At 71.6% G+C, this 14,093-nt stretch carries 13 protein-coding genes; 9 read left to right on the forward strand and 4 right to left on the reverse strand.

Features of this window, described 5'->3' with window-relative positions:
• Position 1: 1 nt before the first annotated feature.
• Positions 2–1,957, forward strand: coding sequence for a kelch motif-containing protein (locus DDJ31_RS26215; protein WP_127177925.1), 1,956 nt, complete (start codon positions 2–4; stop codon positions 1,955–1,957).
• A 9-nt stretch (positions 1,958–1,966) separates the two neighbouring features.
• On the opposite strand, the gene DDJ31_RS26220 is transcribed toward DDJ31_RS26215, so the two are convergent.
• Positions 1,967–2,959: a glycoside hydrolase family 6 protein gene (locus DDJ31_RS26220; RefSeq protein WP_127177924.1), complete on the reverse strand. Its 993-nt coding sequence runs from the start codon at positions 2,957–2,959 to the stop codon at positions 1,967–1,969.
• 160 nt (positions 2,960–3,119) lie between these two features.
• Positions 3,120–4,103: an ArsR/SmtB family transcription factor gene (locus DDJ31_RS26225; RefSeq protein ID WP_127177923.1), complete on the reverse strand. Its 984-nt coding sequence runs from the start codon at positions 4,101–4,103 to the stop codon at positions 3,120–3,122.
• Between the two features lie 93 nt (positions 4,104–4,196).
• Between DDJ31_RS26225 and DDJ31_RS26230 the strand changes: the two genes are divergently transcribed.
• The 3 genes from DDJ31_RS26230 (at position 4,197) to DDJ31_RS26240 (ending at position 6,644) form a co-directional block, all read left to right on the forward strand.
• Positions 4,197–5,450 (forward strand): MFS transporter, encoded by a 1,254-nt coding sequence (locus DDJ31_RS26230; RefSeq protein WP_127177922.1) that lies wholly within the window; start codon positions 4,197–4,199, stop codon positions 5,448–5,450.
• Positions 5,451–5,472: 22 nt separating this feature from the next.
• Positions 5,473–5,982 (forward strand): MarR family winged helix-turn-helix transcriptional regulator, encoded by a 510-nt coding sequence (locus tag DDJ31_RS26235; RefSeq protein ID WP_127177921.1) that lies wholly within the window; start codon positions 5,473–5,475, stop codon positions 5,980–5,982.
• A gap of 185 nt (positions 5,983–6,167) precedes the next feature.
• Entirely contained in the window at positions 6,168–6,644 is a 477-nt protein-coding gene (locus DDJ31_RS26240; protein WP_127177920.1) for a hypothetical protein, read from the forward strand.
• Between the two features lie 3 nt (positions 6,645–6,647).
• On the opposite strand, the gene DDJ31_RS26245 is transcribed toward DDJ31_RS26240, so the two are convergent.
• Positions 6,648–6,989, reverse strand: a complete 342-nt coding sequence (locus tag DDJ31_RS26245) for a DUF3817 domain-containing protein (protein ID WP_127177919.1) — start codon at positions 6,987–6,989, stop codon at positions 6,648–6,650.
• 64 nt (positions 6,990–7,053) lie between these two features.
• Between DDJ31_RS26245 and DDJ31_RS26250 the strand changes: the two genes are divergently transcribed.
• Complete coding sequence (locus DDJ31_RS26250) at positions 7,054–8,754, forward strand: acyl-CoA mutase large subunit family protein (protein ID WP_127177918.1); 1,701 nt, start codon at positions 7,054–7,056, stop codon at positions 8,752–8,754.
• Positions 8,755–8,866: 112 nt separating this feature from the next.
• Here DDJ31_RS26250 and DDJ31_RS26255 read toward each other — a convergent pair whose 3' ends face one another.
• Positions 8,867–9,502 (reverse strand): TetR/AcrR family transcriptional regulator, encoded by a 636-nt coding sequence (locus DDJ31_RS26255; RefSeq protein WP_127177917.1) that lies wholly within the window; start codon positions 9,500–9,502, stop codon positions 8,867–8,869.
• A gap of 284 nt (positions 9,503–9,786) precedes the next feature.
• On the opposite strand from DDJ31_RS26255, the gene DDJ31_RS26260 reads away from it, so the two are divergent.
• From DDJ31_RS26260 to DDJ31_RS26275, 4 genes are all read left to right on the forward strand, one after another.
• A complete protein-coding gene (locus DDJ31_RS26260) occupies positions 9,787–10,761 on the forward strand; it encodes a tetratricopeptide repeat protein (protein WP_127177916.1) in 975 nt (324 codons plus the stop codon).
• A 643-nt stretch (positions 10,762–11,404) separates the two neighbouring features.
• Positions 11,405–12,037, forward strand: a complete 633-nt coding sequence (locus DDJ31_RS26265; RefSeq protein ID WP_127177915.1) for a DUF6230 family protein — start codon at positions 11,405–11,407, stop codon at positions 12,035–12,037.
• A 116-nt stretch (positions 12,038–12,153) separates the two neighbouring features.
• The gene (locus tag DDJ31_RS26270; RefSeq protein ID WP_127177914.1) at positions 12,154–12,705 is read left to right on the forward strand and encodes a DUF6114 domain-containing protein; all 552 of its coding nucleotides are present in this window, start codon (positions 12,154–12,156) and stop codon (positions 12,703–12,705) included.
• Entirely contained in the window at positions 12,695–14,071 is a 1,377-nt protein-coding gene (locus tag DDJ31_RS26275; RefSeq protein ID WP_127177913.1) for a hypothetical protein, read from the forward strand. The genes DDJ31_RS26270 and DDJ31_RS26275 overlap by 11 nt, the downstream gene beginning before the upstream one ends.
• Positions 14,072–14,093 lie beyond the last annotated feature (22 nt).

Genomic DNA, 14,093 nt, shown 5'->3' on the forward strand with positions numbered 1-14,093 from the left:
CATGGCCATCCGACAGTCACGCTCCACCAAGAAGACCGTCCTCGGCATCGGCGGCATAGTCGTCCTGGCCGGACTCAACGCGCCGGCCGCCCTCGACTTCGTCGGGGAGAAGTACCACGCGTGGGAGATATCCCGGCCCGGGTACCAGGCGAAGTACGGCTCCTGGGCGCAGCTCGACATCCCGGAGAAGTACCGCACCAACGCCATCCACGCGGCGCTCCTGCACACCGGCAAGGTCCTCATCGTGGCCGGCTCGGGCAACGAGCAGAAGAAGTTCGACAAGGGCTCCTTCGACACCGTCCTGTGGGACCCCAAGGCCAACACCTTCAAGAAGATCCCCACCCCGGACGACTTCTTCTGCTCGGGGCACGCCCAGCTCCCCGACGGCCGCATGCTGGTGGCCGGCGGCACCGCGCGCTACGAGCAGCTCGACGGCGAGGTGCGCCGGGCGGGCGGCGGCATGCGGGTCAAGAACGAGAACCCCGACAAGGCGATGTTCCTGAAGAAGGGCACCCGGTTCCGCTCGCCCGCGGGCGTCGAGTACGTCAGCAGGTTCGACGTCACCGTCCCCAAGGCGAAGCGCTCCTTCAAGGTCAGCTACGACGGCCGCGGCGCGATGCAGCCCTGGCGGACCCAGGTCACCGCGAGCGAGGTGCGGGTCTTCGTCGAGGCCGCCGAGAAGGGGCCGCTGTCGGCCACCGACAAGCAGGCCCAGTACGACATCGAGGGCCTGAAGGGCGAGGACGCCGACAACACCTACGGCCTCAGCGAGAAGATCACCCTCGACAAGCAGGACTTCCAGGGCATCCGCGCCGCCTACGAGTTCGACCCGAAGGCGGAACGGTACGTCCCGGTCGACCCGATGCAGAAGGCCCGCTGGTACCCGACCCTGGTCGGTCTCGACGACGGCCGGGTCCTCGCCGTCTCCGGACTCGACGACGTCGGGGTGATCGACCCGGGCGACAACGAGATCTACGACCCGAGGACCAAGAAGTGGTCGCCGGGACCCAAGCGGTACTTCCCGACCTACCCGGCGCTCTTCCTCACCAAGGGCGGCAAGCTGTTCTACCCGGCGTCCAACGCCGGCTACGGGCCCGCCGAACAGGGCCGTGAACCGGGCCTGTGGGACCTGAAGACCAACACCTTCACCAAGGTGCCAGGGCTGCGCGACCCCGCCCAGACGGAGACGTCGGCCTCGCTGCTGCTGCCGCCCGCGCAGGACCAGAAGGTGATGATCATGGGCGGCGGCGGGGTCGGCGAGTCCAAGAAGTCCACCCCGCGCACCGCGGTCGTCGACCTGAAGAAGGACAACCCCGCCTTCAAGGACGGCCCCGACCTGCCCCAGGGCACCCGCTACCTGAACAGCGTGATCATGCCGGACGACTCGGTGTTCACCAGCAACGGCTCGTTCGACTACCGCGGGCGCAGCGCGAGCAACATCTTCAAGGCGCAGTTCTACGACCCCAAGGCCAACGCCTTCCGGGCGGCGGCCGACCCGATGGTGGGCCGCAACTACCACTCCGAGGCGCTGCTGCTGCCCGACGGCCGGGTCGCCACCTTCGGCTCCGACCCGCTCTTCGACGACCAGCAGAACACCAAGCTCGGCCACTTCGAGCAGCGCATGGAGGTGTACACCCCGCCCGCCCTGCACAAGAACGGCGCCGCGCGGCCGGTCCTCGCCGACGGCCCGCGGGAGCTGGGCGAGGACCACCGGGCGACCTACCGCACCGACCACCCCGAGCGGGTCGTCAAGGCGCGGCTGATGCGGCCGAGCGCGGTCACCCACACCACGGACGTCGAGCAGCGCTCCATCGCGCTCGGGCTGACCAAGGACGCCCGTTCGGTGACCGTGGAGGTCCCCAAGGACCGGGCCCTGGTGCCGCCCGGCTGGTACATGCTGTTCGTGACGGACGGCCAGGGCACCCCGTCCGAGGCGAAGTGGATCCAGGTGAAGTGAACCCCGGCCTCACGCCTTGGAGTTGCGGGCCAGCTCCAGGGCGTACTCCGGCCACCACTGCCCGGCGTTCGGACCGCCCTCGCAGGTGCCGTCCGACTCGCCGGGCCGCTTGATCCACAGATAGGCGTCCAGGCCCGCCGTGCCGGTGTCGGTCGTCGGGCGGGTGCCCAGGGCCCGGCCGGGCGGGTTGCACCAGACGCCCTCCATCGGCCCGTTGCCGTTGCGGCTGGTGTCGACGACGAAGTGCTTGCCGCCCAGGGCGCGGGAGAGTTCGAGCCCGTACGCGGTGGTCCGCGCGTCGGTCTGGAAGTTGGAGACGTTCAGCGAGAACCCGTCGGCCCGCTCGACGCCCGCCCGCTTGAGCGGTTCGACGAGTTTCTGCGGCTCCTTGATCCAGGACGGGTTCCCGGCGTCCAGGTAGACCTTGGTGCCCGGCTGCTGCTTCAGCCGCGTGATGGCCTCGCCGAGCAGCTGCTCGCGCTCCTGGTGGTACTCGGCCGGGGTGCAGCCGTCCGCGATGTGCGCGATCGCGTCGGGCTCCAGGACCACCAGGGCCTTGCCGTCGCCGAGCGCCTGCGCGAACTTCCCGATCCAGGCCCGGTAGGCGTCCGCGTCGGCCGCGCCGCCCGCCGAGTGCTGGCCGCAGTCCCGGTGCGGGATGTCGTACGCCACGAACAGCGCCGTGCGGCCCTCGTGCCCGGCCGACGCGGTCGCCGCCCGCACCAGCGGGCCCGGGTCGATCTCGCCGGCCGGCCACATCGCGACCGGCTCCTTCGCGATCCGGCCGAGGAGTTCGGCGTCCTGGTGCCGGCCCTGCTGCTGCCAGATCCTGATCTGCTCGGCGGCGGAGCCCGCCGGGTCGACCCAGAAGTCCGAGGAGACCGTGGCGCGCGCCTTCGAGGAGGCGGCGACGGTCGCCTCGTCGCCGCCGGGCGCGGACGAACAGCCCGCCGTGAGCCCGAGGGCCGTGAGGGTGGCGAGGGTGTGGATCAGCCGGGACATGCCGCTCCCTTGCGCGAGGGTGACGACGGTGACGGGCCGACCGGGCGAAGGCCGTCGAGCAAGGCCACCGAAGGGCCGTCAGAAGCCGTCGAAGAGAATATGTCCGGCAATCGTTGCACAGCGTTATCTATCGGTACGGAACCGACATGAAGCGTGCGGGTCAGCCGTCCCCCGAGGCCAGCGCGATGCCCAGCGGGGTCCGCTCGTAGAGGACCTGGTGGCCGTAGCGGCGGGCGGTGAGCAGCCCGGCGTCCCGCAGCAGCGTCAGATGCGCCGAGACCGACGACGGCGCGAGCCCCAGCCTGCGGGCCAGCGCCGCGGTGCCCGCGGGCTCGTCGAGGGCGGCGAGCACCGCCGCCCGGCCCCGGCCGAGCAGCCGCACCAGGACGTCGGGCGCCCGGTCGGCGGGCCCCGACCACAGGCCGCCGATGCCCCGGGCCGGATAGACCACCGTCGGCTGCCAGGGCGGCTCGAAGGTGCTGATGACGTCAGGCCAGACGAAGACGCTCGGCATCAGGACCAGGCCCTGCCCGTCCAGGTGCCGGTCGTGTTCGAGCCGCATGTCCACCGTGAGCGTCCCCTCCCGCCAGCCGAACCGCCGGTTCATCTCCGGCAGCAGCCCGCCGAGGCCCACCTCCGCCAGCCGCCGCGAGTGGAACGCCACATCGGCCTCGAGCAGGGTGCGCAGCCGGGGCCAGTCCGGCGCGATCAGCGCCCGCCAGGCGGTCTCCATCAGCTCGGTCAGCTCCCTGACCATCCCCGCCGGGTCCCGCAGCCACCGCCGCCCCCGCGCCGACTCCGTCGCCCCCGGCGTGCAGGCGAGCGACTTCGCGGTGTCCTCGCGGGCCTGCTCGGGGTCGGTCGCCCGCACCGCCGCGATCTCCTCCTCGAAGGTCACCGCGGGACCCAGCGGCGGCGGGCACAGCCAGTCGGGGCAGTGCCCCTTCTGCGGCATCAGCAGCCACAGCCCGGTCAGGTCGAGCCCGGCCGCCACCCTCGCCGACCTGCGCAGCCAGTGTGCGTGATAGCCCTGCCGCTCCGGGCGCTTGAGCATCCGCACCACCTCCTGCGTCTCCCAGAGCGGGGACAGCGCGAACCGGCAGCGCAGAAAGTCGTCGCCACCGAAATGAAGCCGTGCGGGCACGCGCACCCCTCCGTCACCACCGCCGTCCGGCCGAAGATTCGTCCCGGGCCGAATCCCTAGGATGCCGTACCGCCGCGACCCAGGCTCGTGCCCATGGCAGCACTCCCCACCCCGACCACAGACCCCGGCCGGACCGCCGGCTACGGCCGGGTCTTCGCCGTCCCCGAGTTCCGCGCCGTCTTCGCCGCCCACGCGCTCTCCCTGCTGGGTGTCGTCGTCAGCGAGATCGCGCTCTCCGTCCTGGTCTACGACCTCACCGGATCACCCCTGCTGAGCGCCCTCACCTTCGCCCTCGGCTTCCTGCCCTACCTGATCGGCGGCACCCTGCTCGCCGGGGTCGCCGACCGGTTCCCGGCCCGCCGGGTGCTGGTGGTCTGCGACCTGCTCTGCGCGGGCTGCGTCGCCCTGATGACGGTGACCGGCACCCACGTCGCCGTCCTGCTCGCGCTGCGCTGCGGGGTCGCCGTCGTCTCACCCGTGTTCCAGGGCACCCGGATGGCCACCCTCGCCGACATCCTCGGCGACGGTGACCTCTTCGTCCTCGGCCGCTCCCTGCTCCGGATCGTCTCGCAGAGCGCGCTGCTCATCGGCTACGGGCTCGGCGGACTGCTCCTCGTCGTCCTCGCCCCGCGCCACGCGCTGCTCGTCACCGTCGCCACCTTCTGCCTCTCGGCCCTGCTGCTGCGCTGCGGCACCCGGCCGAGGCCCGCCCGCGCCGCCACCGGGGGCGCCCTGGTCCGCGACGGCCTCAGCGGCACCCGGCGGGTCCTCGCCGACCGCCGCGTCCGCTGCCTGCTCCTCCTCTTCTGGACGCCCGCGATGTTCGCCGTCACCCCGGAGGCCCTCGCCGCGCCCTACGCCGACGACCTCGCCGCCGGCTCCGCCGGACTCGGCCTGCTGATGTGCGCGCTGCCGGTCGGCACCATCGCCGGCGAACTGTTCGCGGGCGCCAGGCTGCGCCCCGCCGCCCGCGAACGCGTCGCCCTCCCGCTGGTCTGCGCCACCCTCCTGCCCTACCTCGGCTTCGCGCTGCGCCCGGGGCTCGCCGTCTCCCTGCTCCTGCTGGTGGTCGCGGGCGCCGGGAGCGCCTACACGCTCGGCCTCGACCAGTGGTTCGTGCGGGCCGTCCCCGACGAACTGCGCGGCCGGGCGATGACCGTGCTCACGGCGGGGCTGATGACCATCCAGGGCGCGGGCATGGCCCTGGCGGGAGTGGCCGCCGAGTTCGCCGGGGTGACGGCGACGGTGGCCGGCGCGGGGGTGCTCGGCACCGTCAGCAGCCTGCTGCTGGCCCGGGAGGCGGTGCGCACCCGACCGAAGGGCGAGACGGGGCTGACCGGCATGTGACCGGCGGGTAAGGTGTGATGCCGTGCCGAAACCGCTCAGTCTCCCCTTCGACCCCATCGCCCGCGCCGACGAACTCTGGAAACGGCGCTGGGGGAACGTGCCGTCCATGGCGGCCATCACCTCGATCATGCGCGCGCAGCAGATCCTGCTGGCCGAGGTCGACGCGGTGGTGAAGCCGTACGGGCTGACGTTCGCGCGGTACGAGGCGCTGGTGCTGCTCACCTTCTCCAAGGCGGGCGAACTCCCGATGTCGAAGATCGGCGAGCGCCTGATGGTGCACCCCACGTCGGTGACGAACACCGTCGACCGCCTGGTCAGATCGGGCCTGGTCGCCAAGCGCCCGAACCCCAACGACGGCCGCGGCACCCTCGCCACGATCACCGAGAAGGGCCGCGAGGTCGTCGACGCGGCGACCGCGGACCTGATGGCGATGGACTTCGGCCTGAGCGCGTACGACGCGGAGGAGTGCGCGGAACTCTTCGCGATCCTGCGCCCTCTGCGGGTGGCGGCCAGCGACTTCCGGGAGGAGTGACCCGGGCGTCGCGGCGCGGCTGCTCCCGCGGGTCAACGCCCGTCCGGCGCGTAGCACCCGCAGGTGATCCTTCCCGCGCAAGAACGATCCGGCGGCCCGTGCCCGCCGTCCCGGCTGCGATCTTGTCGATCGGTCCCCATCCGGACGCAGCGGCTCCGGAGCCATCGACCCACCGGGAACTCGTTGTGCCCACACTCCGGAACGCCGTCCGACTCCTCTCGACGGCGGGATGCGCGGCCGCGTTCGCCGCGGCCATGACCCTCGGCGGCGGGGCGGCGCACGCCAGTGCCACCGGGACGTCGCCGCTCGCGACGTTCAGCTACGACCTGCACGGGGTCGGCGTGACCGTCCCGACCGGCTGCTTCCTGACGCACTCGATCAAGGGCACCGGCAAGCGGATCAGCCGCCAGCTGGCGGGGGTGGACTGCGTCGGCCTCGCCGCGACCTTCTCCAGCTTCTGCAACTGGAGGATCGACTTCACCTACGCGGACACCGCGAACCGGATCTACCGGACCTCACGCGGAGCGACGCACACCGAGTGCAAGGGCGATCCGCTGCGGCGGGTCGCAGGGCAGCGGCTCCCCGCGTACGGCAAGGCGTGCGCGCGGTTCTACGTGAACGGGCAGCGGCGCGCGGCGCAGTGCCACTTCATCACCGCGTGAGAATCAGACGGCGGCGGCCTTGGCGGTGGCGTCCTCCGCGACCAGAGGCGTCACCTCCCGGGTCACCCGGCGCTCCACGAAGAACGCGGCCGTCGGGATGGTGCCGGCGAGCAGCACCCAGCCGAGCCGGGCCAGCGGCATCTTCGCCTTGGAGCCCAGGTCGAAGGCGACGATCAGGTACACCAGGTACAGCCATCCGTGAGCGATGCCGACCACGGTGACGAACCCGTCGAACCCGTCCAGGCCCAGCAGTCGCTTGCCGATCACACCGATCGTCAGCAGCACGAGCAGGACCGCGGTCACATAGGCCATCACCCGGTAACGGGTCAGGACGCTCTTCTTCATGCCGTCGAGGGTAGCGGGTGGTTTGCCATCGACATTTACTAGGACGTCCTAGTAAATTCGAAGCATGGACGCTGACGCCATCGAGGAGGGCCGCCGACGGTGGCAGGCCCGGTACGACGCCGCACGTACGCGTGAGGCCGACTTCACCACGCTCTCCGGGGACCCCGTGGAGCCCGTGTACGGGCCCCGTCCCGGGGACGTGTACGACGGGTTCGAGCGGATCGGGTGGCCGGGGGAGTACCCCTACACGCGCGGGCTCCACGCCACCGGGTACCGGGGGCGGACCTGGACGATCCGGCAGTTCGCCGGGTTCGGGAACGCCGAGCAGACCAACGCGCGCTACAAGATGATCCTCGCCAACGGCGGCGGCGGACTCTCCGTGGCCTTCGACATGCCGACCCTGATGGGACGCGACTCCGACGACGGGCGCGCGCTCGGCGAGGTCGGGCACTGCGGGGTCGCCATCGACTCCGCCGCCGACATGGAGGTGCTGTTCCGGGACATCCCGCTCGGGGACGTCACCACCTCCATGACGATCAGCGGACCCGCCGTCCCCGTCTTCTGCATGTACCTCGTCGCCGCCGAACGCCAGGGCGTCGACCCCGGCGTGCTCAACGGCACCCTCCAGACCGACATCTTCAAGGAGTACATCGCCCAGAAGGAGTGGCTGTTCAAGCCCGAGCCGCACCTGCGCCTCATCGGCGACCTGATGGAGTACTGCGCGGCCGGCATCCCCGCCTACAAGCCGCTCTCCGTCTCCGGCTACCACATCCGCGAGGCCGGGGCCACGGCCGCGCAGGAGCTGGCCTACACCCTCGCCGACGGCTTCGGCTACGTCGAGCTGGGCCTCAGCCGCGGACTCGACGTCGACGTCTTCGCACCCGGCCTCTCCTTCTTCTTCGACGCGCACGTCGACTTCTTCGAGGAGATCGCCAAGTTCCGCGCCGCCCGCCGGATCTGGGCCCGCTGGATGCGCGACGTCTACGGCGCCACCTCCGACAAGGCGCAGTGGCTGCGCTTCCACACCCAGACCGCGGGCGTCTCGCTCACCGCCCAGCAGCCGTACAACAACGTGGTGCGCACCGCCGTCGAGGCGCTTGCCGCGGTGCTCGGCGGCACCAACTCGCTTCACACCAACGCCCTGGACGAGACCCTCGCCCTGCCCAGCGAGCAGGCCGCCGAGATCGCCCTGCGCACCCAGCAGGTCCTGATGGAGGAGACCGGCGTCGCCAACGTCGCCGACCCGCTGGGCGGTTCCTGGTACGTCGAGCAGCTCACCGACCGGATCGAGGCGGACGCCGAGAAGATCTTCGAGCAGATCAAGGAGCGCGGCCTGCGCGCCCACCCGGACGGGCAGCACCCTGTCGGGCCGATCACCTCGGGCATCCTGCGCGGCATCGAGGACGGCTGGTTCACCGGCGAGATCGCCGAGTCCGCCTTCCGCTACCAGCGCTCCGTGGAGAAGGGCGACAAGCGGGTCGTCGGGGTCAACGCGCACACCGGGTCCGTCACCGGCGACCTGGAGATCCTGCGGGTCAGCCACGAGGTGGAGCGCGACCAGGTGCGCGCCCTCGCCGACCGGCGCTCCGCCCGCGACGAACCCCGGGTGCGCGCCGCCCTCGACGCCATGCTGGACGCGGCCCGCTCCGGCGCCAACATGATCGCCCCGATGCTGGACGCCGTCCGCGCGGAGGCGACCCTCGGCGAGATCTGCGGCGTGCTGCGCGACGAGTGGGGGGTGTACACCGAACCCGCGGGGTTCTGAAGGGACCGCGGGCTCCGCGGGCGTCACAGGTTCGGCGGCTCCTGCGGCTCCTGCGGCTCCTGCGGTTTCGGCGGCCCGGGGTGGCCGCCGCGTTCGGCGTGGGCCGGCGCCGTCATCCCGGGTCGGGTGCCACCGCGCCCGCCAGGCCCAGCAGCAGCACCCGGGTGAACCCGCGGACCCACTCCTCGTCCGCGGGTTCCGCGCTGACCAGGGTGCGGTGCACGACCGCCCCCGCGACCACGTCGAAGATGAGGTCGACCGTGCGGGCGGTCCGCGCGGGGTCGCTCTCCCGGGGGAGTTCGCCGCGCGCCTGCGCGCGGGCCCTGCCCTCGAGCACCAGGCGCTTCTGACGGTCCACGATCGACGCCCTGATCCGCTCGCGCAGCGCCTCGTCACGGGTCGACTCCGCGACCACCGCCATCAGCCCGCTCCTGGCCTCCGGGCGGGCCAGGATCGCCGCGAACTGGAGCACCACGCCCTCGACGTCGGCGGCGAGCGAGCCGCGGTCGGGCAGCCGCAGCGCGTCGAAGAGTTCCGCGACGGCGTCCACGACCAGTTCGTTCTTGCCCGACCAGCGGCGGTAGAGAGTCGTCTTGGCGACCCCGGCCCGGCAGGCGACGTCCACCAGGGTGAGCTTCGACCAGCCCAGTTCGACCAGCGCCTCCCGGGTGGCGGCCAGGATCGCGGCGTCGGCGGCGGCGCTGCGCGGACGTCCCGTGGCCCGCCGGGCGGGGGTGCGGCTCTGCATTCCCCGACGATAACGGCCGGGGCCCGCCGCGCCGAGGGGTCGGAACCCGCGAGCCCGCCCGGCCGTTGAGGTGATGCGGCGGTTCTGTGACGCCGTGAGGGAGATCACCGGGGGGCGCTGTCCGCGACGCCCCTCCTGCCCTTACGCTACGAGTCGTAGCGAAACCACTGGGCGCGGGGTGGGGACCCCGGAGCCGACCACGGGTGGCGAGCGTCGCACGGCAGGTGGGGACCTGCTTCCAGGACGCTTTTCACTCACGCGCGGGAACGGGGGAGGATAGACGCATGCAGCCACGGAACATGTCCATGAGCGGGGTCGTCGACCTCGCCGCGGTGAAGGCGGCCCAGGAGGCCAAGGCCAAGGCGGAGCAGGCTCGCGCCGAAGCCGCCAGGCAGGGCGGCGGCCCCGGCGCCGTCTCCCCGGCCGACCTCGTCATCGACGTCGACGAGGCCGGTTTCGACCGCGACGTCTTGCAGCGCTCCACCGAGGTGCCCGTCGTCATCGACTTCTGGGCCGAGTGGTGCCAGCCCTGCAAGCAGTTGAGCCCGGTCCTCGAACGGCTCGCCGTCGAGTACGCGGGCCGCTTCCTGCTCGCCAAGATCGACGTCGACGCCAACCAGATGCTGATGCAGCAGTTCGGCGTCCAGGGCATCCCGGCCGTCTTCGCCGTGGTGGCCGGGCAGGCCCTCCCGCTGTTCCAGGGCGCGGCGGGCGAGGAGCAGATCCGGCAGACCCTCGACCAGCTGGTGCAGGTCGCCGAGGAGCGCTTCGGGCTGACCGGCCTGGTCGTCGACCCCGAGGCGGAGCCCGGCGACCGCACGGCGCCTGAGATCCCGGTCGGCCCCTACGACGCGCTGCTCGAAGCCGCCGTCCAGGCGCTGGACGCGGGGGACCTGGCCGGCGCGGTGCAGGCGTACAAGAACGTGCTGAGCGACGACCCGGGCAACCCGGAGGCCAAACTCGGGCTCGCGCAGGCCGAGTTGCTCCAGCGGGTGGAGGGTCTCGACCCGCAGCGGGTGCGTCAGGAGGCCGCGTCCGCGCCGTCGGACGTCGCCGCGCAGATCGCCGCGGCCGACCTCGATCTGGTCGGCGGGCACGTGGAGGACGCCTTCGGGCGGCTCATCGACACCGTGCGCCGCACGGCGGGCGACGACCGCGACACCGTCCGGCTGCGGCTGCTCGAGCTGTTCGAGGTCGTCGGCGCGGAGGACCCGCGGGTGGCGACCGCGCGGCGGGCGCTCGCACGGGCGCTGTTCTGAGCGGGGCGCGGGGCCGGTTCTGACCAGTCGTTAAACACGACGGCGGGTGATGCCCGGGTGAAAGATCTGCCGACGGACCGTCATGCGGCCGCGCTTTACCAAAACTTGGTAATCGCGGCCGCTGTTACTGGCAGTAAGACCCGACTGTCGCTCTGTCAGAGTCCGTCCCGGTATACCCCCTTTCATTTCCGCGTTCTGCGGCACCCTGCGCAGTCGGTCGGGACCTATGGGTCGCCCCGTGGTTATCCGGCCGTTACTAGCCAGTAACGAACCCCCTTGTGCGGGCGGCGAGAATGCACCACGATCGGCGACGCTCGGTCCATTCCCGCACCCCGGCAGCCCGTCGGGTCGCGGGAGTTCCTGGGTCCCCACCGAGCAGGGTCGGCGCCCCGGGCGCCGGCTCTTGGGCAGGGGGGTCTTCGCCCGTCCGGCGGAGCCTGCCCGGCAGGGTTGTGCGTGATGTGCGTCAGGCGCGACCAGTGGTTGTCGCTCGGGGGTGATCGCCGGTGATCGGTGCGCGGTTCGCGCCTCCGAGTACGGGCGCTCTCCTTCCCGAGGACGTAGCACTTCTCCCATCCCTGCCCGGCTGAGCCGCCTTCGGGGGCAGTCGGGTCAGGAGATGTACGTCCGAGAAGGAGGAAATATGGAGTCCCAGGTGCGTGGCGGGACCAGATGGAAGCGGTTCGCTGTGGTCATGGTGCCCAGCGTCGCCGCTACGGCCGCGATAGGTGTCGCCCTTGCACAGGGTGCTCTCGCCGCGTCGTTCAGCGTGTCGGGCCAGTCGTTCAAGGTGACGGCGAACCAGCTCGACGGCACGGGCTTCGTCCAGTACGGGGCGCTCGACCAGGGCTACACGCTCACCGGTGACAAGACGGTTCACCCCGTCGCCGTCTCGGCGTTCAAGTCCGCGACGATCCAGAACATGTGTCAGTCGGTGGTCACCCCTGGCATCCCGCTGCTCGGGTCGGTCAGCCTCACCCTGAAGGCCGGCGAGGACAAGCCGGTCGAGGCGTCCAACCTCTACATCGATGTCGCCGATCTGGAAGCGGACGCGACGTTCACCAACATCAACATCGGTGTGGCGGCCAAGGACTCGACCAAGGGTCCCGGCATGAAGGGCGGGAACGAGCAGTCGAACCCGAACGGGTTCGCACAGGAGGCCGACAAGGCCGTCCTGAAGAACGTGAAGCAGACGGCGTGGGCGACCACCGCCGGAACCTTCAAGCTCAGCGGCCTGAAGATGTCCCTGTCGACGGGCACCCACGAGTGCTACTGAGCACTCGGTGACGGGCGGGGGAGCCGGTGGCGCCCCCGCCCTTCCACTCTCCCGCCGTGCTTCACACACGGCACACATCACCACCACGGCAACACCGCACCAGGGAGCTGTTTTCCATGAGCGCCGAGACCCCTGCCGCCGCAGACCAGTTCGCTCGCCGTAGGCAGCAGTTCCGCGCCTGGCGGGGTACCCGTCCGTTCTGGGCCGGCCTGTTCGTCTTGCTCAGTGGCTTTCCGATCATGTACTTCCCGTACGCGCACCTCCAGATCGGCCACCTCACGCTGGCGATGGCGACCACCGCCGGTGCCGGGTCCCTGATCATCGGTGTGCTGCTGGTCGTCCTGGGCATCAGCCTCTGGTACCAGAGGCATGTGCGCACCTTCGCGGGAGTCGCCGCGATCCTGCTCGCCCTGGTGTCCCTGCCCGTCTCCAACTTCGGCGGCTTCGTCATCGGCTTCCTGCTGGCCATGGTCGGCGGAGCGATGGCCGTCTCCTGGGTCCCGGGCGCCCCCGAGCAGGACGAACCGCACCGGCCGGCCCCCGTCGCCGGCGGCGACACCCCCGACGGGCTCACGTTCGACAAGGACACACCTGGTCCGGGCACGCCGGACGATCTGTCAGGAACGAGCCCCGCAGGCGGGGCGAACGGGAGGCACAGTGCCGGCTGACGAGGTGACCCACGGGAGCGATGTGGACGCGTCCCGTGTGAGAACCGGGCCGCGCCACGCGGCACCCAAGAAGCCGCTGTTCACCAGGTTCCACATGCCGGCGGGCAAGGCGATAGCCATGGCCGCCATGCCGACCGCCGTCCTCGTGGGCATGGGCTTCACGTCCTCGCTCGCCCTCGCGGACAGCACGGGCAGCAGCCCCGCGCCCGCCAAGAGCCTCAGCGCGGAGGAGTACAAGGACTGCGTCGCGGCCCTCGACGGCTCCTCGGCCTCGCCGTCGCCGTCCGCGTCGGCGAGCGGGTCGCCCACCGCGGGCGCCTCGGCGACGCCCTCGCCGACCGCGACCCCGGGCTCCTCCGGGGGCGGCCGCAAGGAGACGGCGGGCCAGGACACGACCTCTTCGCCGGATTCAGGTTCCGACGACAAGGCCACGTCCACCCCCTCACCCTCCGAAAGCAAGTCCGCGGCGGAAGGCTCCGCGACCCCGTCGCCGTCCGCGTCGGCCGGCTCGGGCGGGCTGCTCGGCACCATCGGTGACGTCGTCTCCGGCATCCTCACCGGCGGCGCCTCGGGCACCTCAGGCGCCACGCAGGAGGCCGCTCCGTCGCCGTCCGCCGCCGCCTCGGAGAGCGGCGGGAAGGAGTCCGCCGACGGCTCCGACGCGGCGGAGGACGCCGCGGGCAAGGCCACCGACAAGGTGTCAGGGACGGCGAAGGGCACCGCCGAGGACAGCAAGGACACCAAGGACGCCAAGGACACCACCGAGGACACCGCCGGGAAGGCGGGCGGGACGGCGAAGGACACCACCGACGCCGTCGGGAAGGCGGCCGACGAGGCCACCTCCTCCGTCCCCGCCCCGACCCCGTCCGCCGACGCCTCCGCCGACGCGGACGGCTGCCCCGCGGCCACCGACGACGAGAGCGGCGTCGACAACAGGGTGCCGGTCTCGGACGACCCCTGGCACCTGGACGCCAGTTCGCTGCTCCTCAAGGGCGCCGACTACCAGGGCGTCGTCGAGGTGAGGACGGCGAGCGGCGTCAAGAAGAAGGTGCTCAAGTACGTCATCTCCGACGGCACCGACATCGGGGACCTGCACCAGACCGTCCTGGACAGCCAGTCGGGGAAGACCTACCACGTGCAGGCCGCCAAGGGCTCGACGTCCACCATCCGCGACGGCGACACCACGATGTACACGGAGAGCATCTCCGGGAACCTGTTCGGTCTGATCCCGGTGACGTTCACCCCGGACAGCCCGCCGCCGCTGAACATTCCGCTGATCTTCTTCACCAACGCGAAGGTCGTGCAGGCGGCGCAGTTCGGCGGCGAACTGCACGTACCTGGCCTGCACCAGTACGCGACCGGCTGAGCCGGTCCCACCAGCCCGTCCG

It is taken from the genome of Streptomyces griseoviridis (genome assembly GCF_005222485.1).
Taxonomy (GTDB): Bacteria; Actinomycetota; Actinomycetes; order Streptomycetales; family Streptomycetaceae; genus Streptomyces; species Streptomyces hintoniae.

Coding starts and splice junctions, on each gene's coding strand:
- DDJ31_RS26215 (WP_127177925.1), top strand. CDS start 2: ATGGCCATCCGACAGTCACGCTCCACCAAGAAGACCGTCCTCGGCATC.
- DDJ31_RS26220 (WP_127177924.1), bottom strand. CDS start 2,959: ATGTCCCGGCTGATCCACACCCTCGCCACCCTCACGGCCCTCGGGCTC.
- DDJ31_RS26230 (WP_127177922.1), top strand. CDS start 4,197: ATGGCAGCACTCCCCACCCCGACCACAGACCCCGGCCGGACCGCCGGC.
- DDJ31_RS26245 (WP_127177919.1), bottom strand. CDS start 6,989: ATGAAGAAGAGCGTCCTGACCCGTTACCGGGTGATGGCCTATGTGACC.
- DDJ31_RS26250 (WP_127177918.1), top strand. CDS start 7,054: ATGGACGCTGACGCCATCGAGGAGGGCCGCCGACGGTGGCAGGCCCGG.
- DDJ31_RS26255 (WP_127177917.1), bottom strand. CDS start 9,502: ATGCAGAGCCGCACCCCCGCCCGGCGGGCCACGGGACGTCCGCGCAGC.
- DDJ31_RS26260 (WP_127177916.1), top strand. CDS start 9,787: ATGCAGCCACGGAACATGTCCATGAGCGGGGTCGTCGACCTCGCCGCG.
- DDJ31_RS26265 (WP_127177915.1), top strand. CDS start 11,405: ATGGAGTCCCAGGTGCGTGGCGGGACCAGATGGAAGCGGTTCGCTGTG.
- DDJ31_RS26270 (WP_127177914.1), top strand. CDS start 12,154: ATGAGCGCCGAGACCCCTGCCGCCGCAGACCAGTTCGCTCGCCGTAGG.